Genomic DNA, 16,240 nt, shown 5'->3' with positions numbered 1-16,240 from the left:
ATATCTATACTGTAATTTCAGTTAGATTTTAATTCTACATATAGATATCCTTTTAAAGAAAAAATATTGCATTAAAATTAATAATATTCGATTTATAGCATCTAACGGATGATATTAAGGTGGGACATTGAGTGATTATTTATAAATCTACAGTGAAAGGTTTTCTCGGTGATGTAGATTCCAATCGAATTGGCGAAATCATGGTGGACACTTATTACAAACGCACTCTCGGCCGCGTTTCCGATGCTGAAGTGAATTCGTGGCGAAATTCACTCTCGGCAATGGAAAGAATTGTAGGTAGAAGCGATCTACCTACAGACGCGGGCATTGCCATCGAATACAATATACCAGCAACTGCAAAACGTGTAGATTTTATTGTTTCAGGATATAGTCCCAATCAAAAACCATCTATCGCTATTATTGAATTAAAGCAATGGGAGTCAGCGGAAATCACGGCAAAGGATGCAATTGTAAAGACAAGATTTGGTAAGTCAGTTGTAGAAACCACACATCCTTCTTATCAAGCATGGAGTTACGCAGAGTTACTCAAATCATTTAATGTAGAAGTATACGAGAAGAATATCGAAATCAATCCATGCGCTTATTTGCATAATTATAATTCTCAAAATGGCGTTTTAAATGATGTGTTTTATTCCTCACATACTTCTCTTGCACCATTATTCTTAAGAGATGATGCAGATGCGTTACGAAACTTTTTGTCAGCGAAGATTCTGCTTGGTGATTCAGGTCAAACGATCGATCGAATCGAAAAATCAGATGTAAAACCATCAAAACAACTTTCTGAATCAATTGCAATGATGTTGAAAGGCAATCCTGAATTTACGATGATAGACGAACAAAAAATCGTATTCGAAGAAGCACTTTATTTAAGTGAACAAGTAAAGAAAGCAGGAAAGTCTGTATTGATTGTTGAAGGAGGGCCGGGGACAGGTAAGTCAGTTGTTGCGATCAACCTACTTGTTGCATTATTAAATAAAAACTTAAACGTCCGTTATGTTTCTAGGAATGCCGCACCTAGGGCAGTTTTTGAATCTAAGTTGTCCGGAACTTTAAAAAAAACGAAGATATCGTCTCTATTTTCAGGCTCGAGTAGTTTTTATAATTCAAAGCAAGATGAATATGATGTTTTATTAATCGATGAAGCACATCGTTTGAATCAATTTAGCGGCTTGTATGGAAACTTAGGAGAAAATCAAGTCAAAGAATTGATTCATGCATCTAGATCTTCCGTTTTCTTTTTAGACGAAGACCAGCGAGTTACCTTAAAGGATGTAGGAACTGGAGAAGAGATTGAACGTTGGGCAAAAAACGCAAACGCAAATATCACGAAACTAAAATTAGAATCTCAATTTCGTTGTAATGGTTCAGATGGATATCTTGCTTGGCTAGACCAGATTTTGCAAATTCGAGAGACTGCAAATTACAATTTGGAGGGGATCGATTATGATTTTAAAATTTTCGATTCCCCTTCAGAACTTCGGTCAGCGATACAAGAAAAAAATAAAATTTCAAACAAAGCTCGTCTTGTGGCTGGGTATTGTTGGGAATGGAAAAGTAAAAAAGATCCAAAGGACTTCGATATCACGTTTCCTGAGGATAATTTTTCCATGAAATGGAATCTTTCAGAAGACGGTAGTCTATGGATCTTAAAGCCAGAATCTATCGATCAAATTGGATGTATCCATACTTGCCAAGGTTTAGAACTTGATTATGTTGGTGTAATTATTGGTCCAGATATAACGGTAGACGAATCGGGTATGCTCCTAACAGACGCAAGCAAGAGAGCAAAACAAGACAATACGATCAAAGGATATAAAACACTTTTGAAAAATCATCCAGTAGACGGTGCGAAGATGATTGATATGGTGATTAAAAATACCTATCGAACTCTCATGACAAGAGGAATGAAAGGTTGTTATGTGTATGCGACGGATAGGGCTTTACGAGAGTATTTGAAGAGGAAAGTTTAAGCTAATCGTTTTGTCTATTTTTAGTTTCTTTTTCTTTATCTCGCTAGAAAATTGTTGCAATTTAAAAACTAAAGTGCCATCCTCTTTAACGTCTGAATCAGGATTTTAATCATCCTTTTTGTAAAGTATGTACGAGTATACTCAAACGAGGTATGGGTAGGTCAGATAGGTAACAAAAGAGACAACTCACATAGGTAACACCGACAATGAGTATCGGAGGACAATCCGATGCCTTGGAAGGAAACCAAAGTGATAGAAGAAAGAATCAAGTTTATAGCAGCTGTTAAAAGTGGCAAATGGTGTTTTGCTGATCTTTGCAGAGACTTCAACATCTCAAGAAAAACTGGATATAAGTATCTATAGAACTACGAGTCGGAAGGAATCGATGGACTCAAAGATAAATCCAGAAAACGGATCACTCAATCCAATGAAACTCCAGAAAAAATTGTTCGATTGATTATAGATTTACGAGAAGAACATCCATCTTGGGGACCTAAGAAACTTCGGCCCATATTAAAAGCACGATTCCACAGATTAAAACACATTCCCAGTGAAACAACAATCGGTAATATCCTAAGGAAAAAAGGACTTATCAAGCCAAAGAAGAAACGACCGAGAGTTCCGCAATCTCTCTTTCCATTTTCTGATGTTGCTTCTCCTAATGATGTCTGGTGTGTCGACTTTAAAGGGCATTTTACTGTAGGAAACGGGCATCGTTGTGATCCATTGACGATAACCGATGCACATAGTCGTTATCTACTTGCCTGCGAAATCTTAAGTAAAACGAATGTAGAGCAAACAAAAGCCGTATTTGAAAGGGTTTTTAAAGAATACGGACTTCCTCTTGCCATTAAGTCGGACAATGGAGCTCCATTTGCAAGTAAGGCGATTGGTGGCCTCACAAGTCTTTCTGTTTGGTGGTTAAAACTAGGGATTCGACCGGAACGGATCCAACCTGGGAAACCATCTCAGAATGGACGTCATGAAAGGATGCATCGAACTCTAAAAGAAGAAACTGCTTTGCCACCAAGGTCAAGCCTTGAAGCTCAACAGATTTCCTTTGATAACTTTCGATATGAGTTCAATCATGTTCGACCTCATGAAGCATTGGGATTTCTAACTCCAGCTAAAGAATACAAAAGGTCCATTCGCGAGTTTCCAAAAAGGATCTTAGAGGTTGCATATCCAACTCATATCTTTACTGATAAAGTTCACGAAAGTGGTTTTGCGCAGTACGGGCCCCATCGAGTGTTCTTTGGGAATCCGTTTATTGGAGAGGTAGTTGGCTTTGAAGAGATCTCAGACAGGCATTGTCGGCTTTATTTTGCGAATGCAATTCTTGGAATTTTAGATTTGTATACGAGTAAAGTGTTGAAATACCAGACGCTCTTGTATAGAATAGATGAATCAAAGTGTAACCCATGTGAGTGATCTAATGTGTTACCGATGTGCCTTTCTATACATCAATTAGTATATGTTATGCGACATAATATACATTCTCGGAAGTTGCATATCACCTGGCATAACAGTTTATGTCTGTTATTCTGATGATGACAAACACTTCTAAACGATTCAAGTTTTGTCAGATGGAAGGAATGGTTTAAGAAAAAATCTTGGAGCAAAAGTATATAAATTATGATAATTGATTCACATTCTTCGGGTAAATCATAAACGATTCCAAAGTCTTTGAAACTCATTCGACCAGTTTATGGTTCATATAGACTAAATTTTAGCTGAAACAATTAAGGTTGCTTGTGAATTCTTACTTAGTTTACATTAGGGTATTTCGGACATAAGATGTACCCCTTTCTACCAACCTAGCTTCTTCGCTCGCTTTTGTATCAGCTCAACATACTTCTTTGTACCAGATTTCCAAAATGGATACAGTTTTACTTTTTCAACAAGCAAAGGTAACTTTGACTGGATTTGTAAGAGAGTTCTATCAACCACTAGTTCCGAAAGATGGATCGACTTCCCAAAAGTTTTAATATCCGCTAGATTGATTTTATTCTTCTTACCATTCAATGTGAGAGCTAAATCTTCATTGTCTTCGAGAAAAAATAATTTTACTGCCAACAAATCATAGGCTGGTGCTAACTTGATTCTACCTTCAAGATCAGTTTGGATGGAAAAGTTCTTCAAATGCATATCCGAATTGCCTGTAAGAAATGAGAATACGATCATTTCGAAGAATCGAACTAAATCAATTCCTGGAGAAGTTGTGTTCTGTTTGATCCACCGGCCAATCGATTCATAAGATCCTTTGTATTTATCTTCAGTTAATCTTTCGGTTAATTGGCAAAAATCTTCTTGGGCAATTTTTATATTCTTCTCACGGTCGAATCGTTTGGTAATATAAGCCAGTTCTCCCGAATTTAATCGAATCAAGGAAGATATTGCTACGGGAAAAGAGAATTCTTTTGCAAGTAACATGGTAAGATGTTCATTTTCTGGAAGATTCGTATACTCTTCTGAGGGAGGTTTTAGAATGAAATCTCCTTTCATTCCGAGGATAGTGAGTCTTGTTGATTTAGGATTAGAGGTATCGAGATCAAGAGATATTTTTGATTGAGCTCCAGTAACTGTCATCCTTGATTCAATGTTTTGTTTTGCCAATTCACGAATAGACTTGATATCGATATCAATTTCTGGAATTTGATTTTTCCCAAACAAAAGTTTGCTGCAATGAGAATGATAGTCATCTTCACTCTGTTTCGCGCATAGGAGGCAAAATTTCATTATCTTTCCCCTATTACACTGACTGCACCAATACAATCTTCACATACAGTCAGTAGGATACCAAACCGATCTTTTTTGTTAAGTTTCCAAATATTTTGTGTGAGGTTAAGCAACCAACCTTCAGGGATTAAACCATCAAAAAATGGAAAAAGAGTTTTTGATTGGTATGCTTCTTTTTGTTTTGGCAAAGTAAAACTAATCGCAGGATAGGCTTCATTATTTATGTAATTTTCGTTGTATTGGAATACATAGCCATTTTCATTCTCGAATATCTCTCCTGCAAAAATTTCTCTGTAGAAAACGTTTCCCTTACGATTCATATTCGCTACCTTTTGCTTTTGGTTTTGGAACCAGTTTCGCACCGAAGGCTTCTAATACCTGATTCACTTTGTCCATTCTTAGTGATGGCTTTCCTTGTTCTAATTCTCTAATAAATCGTAATCCAACGCCTGTCATACGAGCTAGATCTTCCTGAGTTAATGAATTCTTTTTTCGTTCCCTTTTGACAAAATCAGATAAATGATCTAGTTCCATATATGTACCTTATCGGGTATAAAAATTAAGTAGTAAAGCGAAATAGTCCCGATCGGGTATATTTTGTTATTATAAGAAAATATTATACCCTAAAGGGTACAATAAGACAATTTTAAAAAAAACGAAGCAATTTTGCATTTTTTTCATAAAATATCGAAAAATCGCAAAACGGAGTTCTCCGATATTCGAAAACTTTATAAAATCTAGGTAAGAAATCGAAGGAGAACTAATTTGGAAAACCAAATACTAACCAAACAAGAAAACAATCTGACCCCAGAGCTATATCAAATAGCAGTTGAGCATTTTTTGCAGATACTTACTAAAAGGAATGAGATTTTAAAGAATCCCTACCCTGGTCTATCAAACGAAAAACAAACTGCTTTGGTCCATATCGAAAAAGGTCGCAGTTACCGAGAGACGGCAAAAGCATTGGGAATGAACCACACGATCATTACACAATGGTCGAAAAATGATCCAAAATTCAAACAGGCTCTTGAAGAGGTTAAGATGGAGAGGCAAAAAACCATTCGCATGCAAGCCCTGCTGCCTCAGTCAGGAAAAGAAGAGAAGGCCTCCACTTCAGTAAATGTTGAAGAAATTAAGGATCCTATTACTTAGAGAGACCTTCTCTATTCAGATTCCCTGATTCCTTTTCAGGAGATCTATTGTAGTTGCAACAATTGCAGCACATAATATGCGTTAGTGTAAGTGGGGGTTTCTCCGAGTATATACTCGGAAGAACCCCGGAAATAAAAAAATCCATCTGGCAAAACCCAATACTAAATGCATCAAATGCAGCAGTATGGAATCAAATTACATAAGATTATTATAATAATATTAAATACCAGATTTTTAAGACCTCGTTTTATGAACTTAAAAATTTGAGTTTCTTAAAAAATTTTTCGTACAGCAAAAGTGAAAAAAATTCAATAAATATGCGATATCGGTTCTCCGATATTCGATTTTTTTATAGAATTTAGTCAAGGTGATCACTTGGCGACCTAAAAGCCCTCCTTTTGAAAACCCCAGAAAGTGCGATGACCCAAAGTCTTCGTGATCTGTTGTCGGACTTTCGAAGTTTTAAAAGCGGGAGGGCCGTATATGGTCGAGCTATGTCTACAGGAATTAGCGGAAGAAAGGTTTAAGAGAAACAGGATAGTCAATATCTGCGAAGTAAGATGGGATAAACTTCAAAGAGAGTACGGAAAAGAATCAATGAACATAAGACATGTTAAACGAGTCACGAACAGAGTCACTTGGAATTGTCTTAAGAAATACAATCAGAAAAACCATGAGGTATATAGCAAGATTGGATACATGGGATATGCATTCACATTAACAAGAGGTGATAAAGAAGCGGATATGAAGGAATTGAAAGAGGCACTTCAAAAAGCATTAAAACAAATAAATTTTGAAGTTTACGGGTATAATATTTATGGATTAGAAATACCAATCATGACCTTTGAAGGCAATGGAATCGATGGGAAATACAATCCTCACCTACATGGTTATGTTTTAATCCCAAAAGGAGAAGTGAGGAACTTCAAAAGGATACTAAGAGAAGAACTAGCGAAATCATTATTCAATCGGCCTAAAGAAAATGGTCTGAGAAGGAAGCCAAATAAGCTATGGATGCAGAAAATAAAAGGAGATGGTGTCGCATACTTCGGATACTGCGGACGAGAAGAATCACCTGAACATGGCCAAGAACTGGATAAACTTGATTGGGATTTGTCTTCTTTTGGATTTGTATCAGAACCAGACCACAAAAGGAGCAAACGCATCATGAAGAGGATTTATCGCAGATTCCCTGAAACAGAACTCAATTCTGAATTCTTCCATCGCGTCATTTGCATGTTACACTGGATCCATAAACGAAAGTCTATGCCTTATTATTTAAAAACTTTCATTCCTCCTTTTGAAACATTCAGTTTCCCTAAGGAACAAAAGAAAAAAAAGAAAAGTTCTAATCCGTACCAAACGAAAGAACCGATTCTCAGTAGCATTCCAATTTCAGACACGAATTCGCATGATCAAATCGTTTGGAACCAATGCAGCACCCCCGGAAATTCAATCCCTGTGAATTGAATCCCTCTGCTGTATTTGGTGTAAAAATTCGACAATTTCGACAAATTCGACAGTAAACGAGTCGGTTTTGTCGAATTTTAGAGATGGATTTTCTTTCCTAATCGAGATTAGGTGCTGAAAATGCTGTACTCATCCTAGTTTATTTATGATTCAATTGGTTTAACTTCTTTTTATCAAATTGATTGTGTTTGGTTTTGCCATTGAACTTTTGTTGGTTCTTTACAATGGGACCTAACTCTTTGTCGGATTCAAATCGCTTGATAAAATTACTTTGTCTATTCGTATCAATTTCTGAAAACTTAGAGTAGGTTCGGATCGCAAGCTTTCGAATATGAGATTTTTCATGACTGTCTTCGATCGTTTTTTCTAGAGCAGATTGACTTGTTTGGTTTTGGTACAATTCCAATAATTGGATCGCTCTTGCTCTGATGAAAACATAGGTATCCTTTGCTTGGGCAATCCTTATCAAATAAGGCAATGGTTCGTCAGTCACCTTTCGAATCCTTTCTTCGTAAATTTCTACTTCTTCCTGGTGGTGAGGGTTCGAAATGATCTCTTTGATCGATTGGTATTTTTGGTGATCTATATCATTTGCACCAATTGGCATGATGATGAAGAGCGTGACACTTAGGATGATGATTTGAACGATCTGTTTCATTTAATATACCAAAGGATTCAATCGAAGAATCCATCCTTGTTCCGCTGTGATATCTCCTTGAGTGAAACCCACAGCACCTGTCCAAAACATCATATTCCTACCACCTGAGTTGGTTCCACTCCCACCCAAACATTCATTTAATTCGATGTACCCATTTAAATTGGTATCATTGGAAATATGACAGGTAGGCGTGTCTCTGAGTGGATCTCTATCCCAAAGATTCCCATAATCTCCAGAAGATTCTGTTACATGCCACAAGCCTAAAAAGTGACCTGTTTCATGAGATAAGGTTTCACCAAGTAACAATTGTTCATCATATGTAAGAACTTCTCCAGAATTCGAATACAACCTATGGGAATCAACAAACACAGCAATGCCTGATTGTTTTGTACCAAGTAAAGTGGCAGGACCCGGAATTCCACCTGACACGCCAAGTACTCCCCCATATTGGAGTTCTTCTCTTACGATGAATACATTTAACGCATTTTGTTTGCCGATAAAACTTGTTGTTTTAAACAAACCACCTAGAGTACCTGGGTATGCAGTTTCTGTTCCAAGATTGTATATCAAATCATAGTCAATTAAATTTGCAGAAGTAACTGAAACATTCAGTTTAATTTTAACAGATGATTGAGAAAAGTTTTCTCTCCATTTTTCCAATGCAACTTCGATCGCCTGTTCCGTTTGGATGGGGTATGCTTGGCCATTACTTCCATTCACAAATATTAGGTTGACATCGAGAATTTTCTCTTTTGCCCATGTATGGTAGAGTCCACTCATAGGACTAAGGGCATCTGCCGTTTGAAAATTTGATTCATCATTGTCCAGTTCTCGACAGGAATGGATCAATGTAGTCTTTACATTGAACGGATATGTAAAATTAAATTCAACTCCCAATGGTTGAGAAGAATCTCCTGTGTTTAAGATGGAAACAGCAGGATCAGTTGCATAGGAAGTATCTTTTGCATACGGTAACATCGAAATATGAGTGTTAATGCCAATAAAAGATGCTAAATCCCGATTTATAAAAGAAGTATTAAAATTATTGCGATCCGAATACCATAAAGGGAATAATCCTCCATAGAAAGTATCAGGATGTTCCACTACCACTTGCACCATAGGGCGTTTGCGATCCAAGGTCACTGGATGAATTTCAGTATAATAGTATAAATTCCCAAAGGGATACCACCATCCGATCGTATTCGATTGGATGGATTCAGTTTTGACACATGACCCATTATTGGAATTTAGGATTGAGTTGACGAGAAGGAGTGTCATCACATTGTCAGAGACACCCGAGTTAGCTTTCGATTTGATACAATCACTTAGGAAGAAAAGGATAGGAAAAAGAATTAAGATTTGGGACTTTCGCATACTTGATTCAACAATTCGAGACGAGTTTATTTTCAAAACTAAGGATTTTTCTTGTACATTCAATTCTTTTTATTTGAATACTTAGGTTTTACCATTTATCGGCTGTTCCACGATTTTTGTCAAAAATGAAAATATCCATCAAAGTGAAAGCAAACCAAAAAGTGCAAGGCCTGACATTTACTTCCGAGACGGAATGCATTGCAAAATTAAAGTCATTGCCGATAAAAGGCAAAGCCAATCAGGAATTAGTTGGTCTTTTAGCAGAGCATTTCGGGGTCACAAAAAAGGATATCCAAATCATTTCTGGCCAACTTTCAAATCTAAAAACAGTGGAAATCCTTAATTTGGATTGATAAGTATCAACCTCCCTCTCAGAGCCATATTCGTTTTTTCTGTTCACAGGATTGTTACAAAATTGTAATTTGTATCAATTGATTCTCTAAGAATGTCCGGAACAGAAACATGAAACAACAGGCAGTCCTTCTCCAAACCAAGAACCTCGGAAAAACATACCAAGTTGGTGAAGTGCCACTCGTTGCCCTCCATTCGGTCAATTTAGATTTTTTTGAAGGGGAGCTCGTTGTCATGTTAGGGGCTTCAGGTTCTGGCAAATCCACCCTTCTCAATATTTTAGGTGGTTTGGATACAGCAACAACAGGGGAAGTACTGTTTCATGGGAACACATTGGCTCTCGAGTCAGATGAAGGCCTCACACTTTACAGAAGGAACCATGTGGGCTTTGTGTTTCAGTTTTATAATTTAATCCCAAGTTTGACAGCAGAAGAAAACGTAAGGCTTGTGACGGATCTCTCAAAGAATTCGATGTCACCAATAGATGCTCTCACTCTCGTTAAATTGGCAGAAAGAAAAGATCACTTTCCAGCCCAACTTTCAGGTGGGGAACAACAACGTGTTGCCATCGCACGTGCCATTGCCAAAAGACCAGAACTTTTGTTATGTGATGAACCAACGGGAGCTTTGGATTTTAAAACAGGAAGGATCGTTTTAGAGGCAATCACTGGGATCAACGAAGATTTAGGGACCACAACCGTTGTGATCACCCATAATGAATCGATCGCTCAAATTGCAGACCGAATCATCCTTGTGAAAGATGGAACCATTGTTTCTGACACGAAAAACAAACACAAAAAATCAGTTTCCGAGGTGAGTTGGTGATTGGCTCAACTCTCAATTTAAAACTGTTACGAGACCTCAAATCGATCTCCTTACAAGGATTAACCGTTGGGCTTGTCATTGCAGCAGGCCTTAGTTATTTCTCAGCTTCTTGGTCTTCTTACTTTTCTTTATTACAAGCAAAGGAACAATTTTACAGCAAACAAAGTTTATGTGATGGTTTTGTGTATTTGAACCGGGCTCCCAATTTTTTGGAAAGGAAAATTGCAGCCCTACCTGGCATTACGAGTTTCGAAACAAGGATTTCAAAAGAGATTGTTCTCGATTTTCCCACGGAAGTGTACCCTTCAGCAGCACAACTTTTGTCATTAACAGATCACATCAATACCATCTATTTAACTAAAGGATCCCTTCCGAAACAAAATGAAGAAGTGGTGATCAGTGAAAGTTTCGCAAAAGCCAATGGCTTAGAACCAGGTGCAGAACTATCAACGATCATTGGAGGAAAACGTGTCCTTCTTACGGTCACAGGGATTGGACTTTCACCAGAATATGTGTATGTCTTTCGGCCTGGGAACCCACTCCCTGATGACAAACATTATGGAATCTTCTGGATGAAACGAGAGGCCATCGAAACCAATTTTAATTTTGAATCATCATTCAACCAGGTGGTTTTCCAACTCACCAAAGACCCGTTAGATAGAAAGAGAACACTTCATGACCTAGATTTACTGCTCGAGGAATACGGTGGCCTTGGTGCCAAAGAACGAAAGTTTTTACCATCCGAATCCTTTTTGAACGATGAATTTCGCCAACTGAGAACAACGGCAGTTTTCCTTCCTGGGATCTTTCTTGCCATAGCGGCCTTTTTATTACACATCATCTCGAATCGTCTCATCACAAAAGAAAGAGAACAAATTGCAACCTTACGAGCATTAGGATACACTGCCTTACAAATTGTTTTCCATTATCTCAAGTTAATCACGTGCATCACAGCCATTAGCAGTTTGTTTGGAATTTTCATTGGTTATCTTCTTGGGAACGCGATGACAAACCTATACGGCGAATTTTATAAATTCCCACATTTGGTTCCCGTTTTCCCACCTCTTTTAGTTTTATTTACCTTATCCTTTGGAATTTTCATAGGAGGGATCGGCACTCTATTTTCGTTATACGGCATCATCAAACTAGACCCGGCACAAGCAATGCGCCCTGCCCCACCAGGAAAATATTCCATTGCATTTTGGGAATCATGGATCACAAATTTGCAAACGATCCAGAGGATGGTCCTCCGAAACCTATTCAAAAGGCCTTTGCGGACAATCTTAACCATCCTTGGGTTATCCACTTCCATTATGATCATGATCATTGGAAACTTCATCCAAGACACTGTTGGCAATCTTTTAGATTTGCAGTTTAATACCATCCAACGTGAGTCACTGACACTAACCTTTCGCAATCCTGTCCATGAGTCTGTTTTATTTGAGCTAAAAGAGATGGACGGAGTGTTCGTAGCGGAAGGGCAAAGATCCATTCCCATCAAGATGACAAAAGATCAGAAAAGTAAAGACATTGTGCTCACTGGACTTCCAGACCAATCCGAATTAAGAAAAATTCTTGGAAAAAACTTAAAACCAATTCAAATCCCAATTTCTGGAATCATGGTGAACCAAGATTTAGCCAATCGTATGAACATCCAAATTGGTGAAACCATCCAAATCGAAACGCTTGATGGTGAGAAAAAGAAATTCTCTATTCAAGTAACCTCGCTTGCCAATGAAATCTTAGGCCAAGGTGTCTTCATGAGCAAAGAGAATTTAAACCGAATCTTAAATGAAGGAAATCTCATCAACATCGCCTTACTCAAAACCGATCCAAAGAAAGACATCGATTTAATCAAAGAATTCAAAGATGATCCATTGGTGATCGGTCTTTTTTCCAAAACGGCCATCTTAAAAGGATTCCAAGAAGTGATGCAAAGATCGTTACAATCAACATCCATCTTTATTTTGATTTTTACGATTATCATTTCCATTGGAGTGATTTACAATACTGCCATGATCACACTCTCTGAACGCATTTATGAATTGGGCAGTCTTCGCATTTTAGGATTCACGTTAAAAGAGGTTTTTGCCATCATTGCTTGGGAATTATCATGGCAAATCTTATGTGCCATTCCGCTTGGTTGCATTTTTGGTTACCAGGTAGCCAATTTGATTTTAAATAGCAATGAAACCGAAGGGTTCAAAATCCCTGCAACGATCTACCCATCAACCTATTATGTTTCAATCCTACTTGCATTATTCACAGCGGGCATTAGCTATATGATTGTATTTAGAAAATTAAAGACCATGGATTTATTAAGTGTTTTAAAGGTAAGGGAATAAAATGTTGAAAATGGATTTCGTCGAAATTTTAAAATCGAAACAAATAAAAATTGGAATCGGAGTTTTACTCCTTATCGGTTTCTCATACCTTATCTTACGAAAAAATCCCAAACCTGTTGAAATCTCACTTGTAACAAAAGGAACCTACCAACAAATCCTTTCGGTCCAAGGGAAGTCAAAGATCAAAGAATTATATACGGTGTATTCACCTGTGAACGGGGTGTTGCGAAGGGTGGAACTTCATGCAGGGGACAAAGTAAAGAATGGTATGACCCTCATCACAGTGGATTGGGACATCGTGAAAACGGTAAAGGCCAATACAAATGGGCAAATCTTAAAGGTATACCGAGAAAGTGCGGGCCCTGTTGCCATGGGTGAAAGGATATTAGATTATGGTGATCTTTCCAAACTAGAAATCATTGCTTACATCTTAACAGAAGACATGCCTGAGCTGACTCTTGGAGATCCTGTGAATCTTTCCGGATTTGGCGAACAAATCCTCAAAGGAAAAATTGCCATCATAGAACCTGCTGCCATCACCAAGGTCTCTTCCCTTGGAGTGGAAGAACAAAGGGTACCGATTTCCATCGCCTTTGATCCTCCAACGGGAATGGGTGACGGATACGAATTAGAATGTAAAATTATCCTTTTCGAAAAACCAAACTCGATCCTCATTCCAAGTTCCGCACTCTTCAGGCAAGATGAGAAATGGGCAGTGTATACGGTTGAGAAGAAAAGAGCGAAACTACGATTTGTGAATGTGGAGCACCAAAGTGAAGGGATGAGTCTTGTCAGTGAAGGATTGCAAGAAGGTGAATCCATCATTTTGTATCCAGGTGATGGGATCACAAACGGAACAAAGGTAATCCCGGAATAAACCTTATTTGCCCATGGGAAGTGTGATGGAAAATTTTGATCCCTTCCCTACTGCACTCTCAACTTTAATTTGTCCATGGTTCCTTTCTAAAAATTCCTTACAAAGGATTAAACCAAGAGCAGTTCCCCTCTCCCCTAAAGTCCCTGGCATACTTTTTTGTTTGGCATCAATTTGAAAAAATGTGCTTCGGATTTCATCGGAAATTCCTGTTCCAAAATCTTCCACTTGGATGGAAACTTTGCCATCAGTAGATTCCGTAGAAATTGTTACCTGACCACCGATATGAGAGTACTTGATCGCATTGGAAACTAAGTTTCTAAGAATCGTTTCCAACATATTCTCATCAGCAAAAACATATACATCATTTTTCACTAAGTTTTGGATCCGAATTCCTTTATTTTCGATCATAAAAGTAAAATAAGAGGCAACTGTATCCACCAATGATTTCACTGATACATTTTCTGGCAAAAATGAAATCTCATTGGTTTGTGTTCTTGCCCATGTTAACAAGTTTTCTAGTAAGGCATATACCTCACCAGATGATTGGAATAGAAGATTCAGATCATTACGCATCCGTTTAGGAGATCTGGTTTCCATATCTTCCAAGAGCATACCAATGAAAGTATTCATCCCACCAATGGGCCCTTTCAGATCATGTGATATGATTGAGAAAAATTTATCTTTTGTATGGTTTAATAATTGTAAGTCATTAAAATACCGGTTCATCTCTTGTTCTGATTTTTTTCTAGAATCAATATCTCGAGAGACACCAAGTAATTCTATTTCTGAATTTTGGTTCTTTTGGAAAACTGTATTTGCTTCAATCCAAATCGTAGATCCATCTTTTCGTTTTTGTTCCAGTTCATAGGCGTACGGGATTTTCATGTTTGATTTTCGAAAATCTTCCATACGTGGGTTCAGTAATTCTGTAAATTTCAAATAAGAATCGTTTGTGAACACACTTGAAATGTGGTGGTCTATTGCTTCCTCAATAGTAAAACCAGTCACTTGCGCAATCGATGGGCTCACATATGTAAATTTCTCTAAGTCAAAATTCCATACCCAAATGATATCGGTCGAATTTTCGGCAAGTGATTTGTACTTTTCTTCATCTTGGATTTGGCCCTTGATAAAAATATCAATACACATCGATAAAAAACCGAATGTGATCATCACTGATACAATATAAAAAAATAAATATGTGATGTCTTGGATTGGTCCTTTCCCAAAAGCAATTTGAGAAACTGAGACTTCTGTAAATGTATATATTAGGAATCGGCCAAATAAAAATAATCCACTAACAAGAAAAAAGTAAAATATAAAATTCCCTGTTAGGCGTTGTTTTCTATTTTCTTCAAAGATTGTTTTTGCAGTTAGAAGTAACTGTATGCTAGGGAATAAGGAAAGGAGCGAGACTCTATATTGTTGAGGGATGGTTGTAAATTGGTGGAGCGCCAAAGAGACAAAAAGCACTAATGCAAAGAATACTCCTAATTTCCAATTTGATTTTTTCCCAAATAAACTTACAATGATGAAATGATAGATTACTATCGATAAGAAGATAAATGTATTGCCGAAGCTGATGGAAATCCAATCAGGGATTAAACCCCTCATTGCTCCCATGACAATCCAGCCGAAAGCTTGTAACAATGTCGCAAGTGACCATGCTTTCACCAACTTGAGTTTCTTAAAATAATACCCCGATGCAAACCAAAGGCCAGCAGACATCAAAAGACATCCGACAATATTGATAAAAACAACGGTTCTTGGATCTAAATTCATGAAAATCGATACTTTAACGAGTATTTGTATAGAAAAACGAAAAGATGCGGAACGCAACTCATTTTAAATCATGATGGGACGATTGATTTGATTTCAGAATGATTCTAATTTAGTAGTTCCACTCAAGTTAGGTATGAATCCAATTTAGGATAAACGAGCGTTATCGAACGATTGATTGAAGAAGATTCCTATGTTGACGAAGGCAAATTGATCCAGTCTTTGCTTCAGGTATCCATGCTCGATGCAATCACAATCACACAAATTCCCATTTTACTTGCAGTGGGATCCCTCTTTTTGGTGAGACCGACCGCGTGATTGAACTCAAACTCAGAAAAACAAAATCCTTTTCAAATGGATTTGTTCAAAATGAATATGAGATTGTGAAATAACGAAGATTCTACGGAATCGTAGTAAATTTTTCTCTAAAAATATTGTATCTACTTTTTAAAAATGATTCAGAAAAGTATTAAGATAGAAATACTTGACACGAGGCACACATTGTCATCAGATATATTTGAGTGAAGAATTATCGTTGGGATTTAGAGAAAGACGAAATCTTACGAAAAGAACGAGGAATTTCTTTTGCATTAATTCTTTTTCAAATTGAGAATGGATTTCTTTTGGATATCATTAAACACCCGAATCAGGATAAATATCCAAACCAATCAATCTTCGT

Annotated in this window: 13 protein-coding genes and 1 pseudogene; 8 read left to right on the top strand and 6 right to left on the bottom strand. The window is 37.3% G+C overall.

Annotated elements, in window-relative coordinates; genetic code table 11:
• Positions 1-131 precede the first annotated feature (131 nt).
• Complete coding sequence (locus EHQ62_RS00350) at positions 132-1,991, top strand: DUF2075 domain-containing protein (RefSeq protein WP_135640314.1); 1,860 nt, start codon at positions 132-134, stop codon at positions 1,989-1,991.
• A gap of 228 nt (positions 1,992-2,219) precedes the next feature.
• Positions 2,220-3,422 (top strand): annotated as a pseudogene (locus EHQ62_RS00345) (integrase core domain-containing protein).
• Between the two features lie 378 nt (positions 3,423-3,800).
• Here EHQ62_RS00345 and EHQ62_RS00340 read toward each other — a convergent pair.
• Genes EHQ62_RS00340 through EHQ62_RS00330 form a run of 3 tightly spaced genes read right to left on the bottom strand, consistent with a single transcriptional unit; the run spans position 3,801 to position 5,264 of the window.
• Positions 3,801-4,730, bottom strand: coding sequence for a HipA domain-containing protein (locus EHQ62_RS00340; protein ID WP_135640313.1), 930 nt, complete (start codon positions 4,728-4,730; stop codon positions 3,801-3,803).
• Positions 4,730-5,050: a HipA N-terminal domain-containing protein gene (locus EHQ62_RS00335; RefSeq protein ID WP_135640312.1), complete on the bottom strand. Its 321-nt coding sequence runs from the start codon at positions 5,048-5,050 to the stop codon at positions 4,730-4,732. The genes EHQ62_RS00340 and EHQ62_RS00335 overlap by 1 nt, the downstream gene beginning before the upstream one ends.
• Positions 5,040-5,264 (bottom strand): helix-turn-helix transcriptional regulator, encoded by a 225-nt coding sequence (locus tag EHQ62_RS00330; protein WP_135640311.1) that lies wholly within the window; start codon positions 5,262-5,264, stop codon positions 5,040-5,042. Before EHQ62_RS00330 ends, EHQ62_RS00335 begins: the two co-directional genes overlap by 11 nt.
• 231 nt (positions 5,265-5,495) lie before the next feature.
• Here EHQ62_RS00330 and EHQ62_RS00325 point away from each other — a divergent pair, with 231 nt between their 5' ends.
• Positions 5,496-5,882: a hypothetical protein gene (locus tag EHQ62_RS00325; RefSeq protein WP_135640310.1), complete on the top strand. Its 387-nt coding sequence runs from the start codon at positions 5,496-5,498 to the stop codon at positions 5,880-5,882.
• Positions 5,883-6,479: 597 nt separating this feature from the next.
• Entirely contained in the window at positions 6,480-7,352 is an 873-nt protein-coding gene (locus EHQ62_RS00320; RefSeq protein WP_244241568.1) for a hypothetical protein, read from the top strand.
• A 139-nt stretch (positions 7,353-7,491) separates the two neighbouring features.
• Here the strand turns inward: EHQ62_RS00320 and EHQ62_RS00315 are convergent, their stop codons facing one another.
• Positions 7,492-8,010, bottom strand: a complete 519-nt coding sequence (locus tag EHQ62_RS00315; RefSeq protein ID WP_135640308.1) for a HEAT repeat domain-containing protein — start codon at positions 8,008-8,010, stop codon at positions 7,492-7,494.
• On the bottom strand, positions 8,011-9,384 hold the full coding sequence (locus EHQ62_RS00310) for a M43 family zinc metalloprotease (protein WP_135640307.1): 1,374 nt from the start codon (positions 9,382-9,384) through the stop codon (positions 8,011-8,013). It lies immediately after the preceding gene.
• Between the two features lie 125 nt (positions 9,385-9,509).
• On the opposite strand from EHQ62_RS00310, the gene EHQ62_RS00305 reads away from it, so the two are divergent.
• The 4 genes from EHQ62_RS00305 to EHQ62_RS00290 all read left to right on the top strand — a co-directional run bounded on the left by EHQ62_RS00305 (position 9,510) and on the right by EHQ62_RS00290 (position 13,782).
• On the top strand, positions 9,510-9,737 hold the full coding sequence (locus EHQ62_RS00305; RefSeq protein WP_135640306.1) for a DUF167 domain-containing protein: 228 nt from the start codon (positions 9,510-9,512) through the stop codon (positions 9,735-9,737).
• Between the two features lie 109 nt (positions 9,738-9,846).
• The gene (locus EHQ62_RS00300; RefSeq protein WP_135640305.1) at positions 9,847-10,560 is read left to right on the top strand and encodes an ABC transporter ATP-binding protein; all 714 of its coding nucleotides are present in this window, start codon (positions 9,847-9,849) and stop codon (positions 10,558-10,560) included.
• Positions 10,557-12,905 carry an ABC transporter permease gene (locus tag EHQ62_RS00295; RefSeq protein ID WP_244241567.1) on the top strand — a complete coding sequence of 783 codons (2,349 nt, stop codon included), beginning with the start codon at positions 10,557-10,559 and terminating at the stop codon, positions 12,903-12,905. Before EHQ62_RS00300 ends, EHQ62_RS00295 begins: the two co-directional genes overlap by 4 nt.
• A 10-nt stretch (positions 12,906-12,915) precedes the next feature.
• Complete coding sequence (locus EHQ62_RS00290) at positions 12,916-13,782, top strand: efflux RND transporter periplasmic adaptor subunit (protein WP_244241566.1); 867 nt, start codon at positions 12,916-12,918, stop codon at positions 13,780-13,782.
• 3 nt (positions 13,783-13,785) lie between these two features.
• On the opposite strand, the gene EHQ62_RS00285 is transcribed toward EHQ62_RS00290, so the two are convergent.
• Positions 13,786-15,564 carry a sensor histidine kinase gene (locus EHQ62_RS00285; protein WP_244241565.1) on the bottom strand — a complete coding sequence of 593 codons (1,779 nt, stop codon included), beginning with the start codon at positions 15,562-15,564 and terminating at the stop codon, positions 13,786-13,788.
• Positions 15,565-16,240 lie beyond the last annotated feature (676 nt).

The sequence above is a fragment of the Leptospira jelokensis genome, assembly GCF_004769635.1.
GTDB lineage: Bacteria > Spirochaetota > Leptospiria > Leptospirales > Leptospiraceae > Leptospira_A > Leptospira_A jelokensis.
Note: the sequence above shows the minus strand (reverse complement) of the source record. Positions and strands in the feature narration are given on the sequence as shown.

What these genes read in the sequence shown, in the direction of transcription:
- EHQ62_RS00320 (WP_244241568.1), top strand. Translation starts at nt 6,480, where the DNA reads ATGAACATAAGACATGTTAAACGAGTCACGAACAGAGTCACTTGGAAT.
- EHQ62_RS00290 (WP_244241566.1), top strand. Translation starts at nt 12,916, where the DNA reads ATGGATTTCGTCGAAATTTTAAAATCGAAACAAATAAAAATTGGAATC.
- EHQ62_RS00315 (WP_135640308.1), bottom strand. Translation starts at nt 8,010, where the DNA reads ATGAAACAGATCGTTCAAATCATCATCCTAAGTGTCACGCTCTTCATC.
- EHQ62_RS00330 (WP_135640311.1), bottom strand. Translation starts at nt 5,264, where the DNA reads ATGGAACTAGATCATTTATCTGATTTTGTCAAAAGGGAACGAAAAAAG.
- EHQ62_RS00305 (WP_135640306.1), top strand. Translation starts at nt 9,510, where the DNA reads ATGAAAATATCCATCAAAGTGAAAGCAAACCAAAAAGTGCAAGGCCTG.
- EHQ62_RS00285 (WP_244241565.1), bottom strand. Translation starts at nt 15,564, where the DNA reads ATGAATTTAGATCCAAGAACCGTTGTTTTTATCAATATTGTCGGATGT.
- EHQ62_RS00300 (WP_135640305.1), top strand. Translation starts at nt 9,847, where the DNA reads ATGAAACAACAGGCAGTCCTTCTCCAAACCAAGAACCTCGGAAAAACA.
- EHQ62_RS00340 (WP_135640313.1), bottom strand. Translation starts at nt 4,730, where the DNA reads ATGAAATTTTGCCTCCTATGCGCGAAACAGAGTGAAGATGACTATCAT.
- EHQ62_RS00335 (WP_135640312.1), bottom strand. Translation starts at nt 5,050, where the DNA reads ATGAATCGTAAGGGAAACGTTTTCTACAGAGAAATTTTTGCAGGAGAG.
- EHQ62_RS00310 (WP_135640307.1), bottom strand. Translation starts at nt 9,384, where the DNA reads ATGCGAAAGTCCCAAATCTTAATTCTTTTTCCTATCCTTTTCTTCCTA.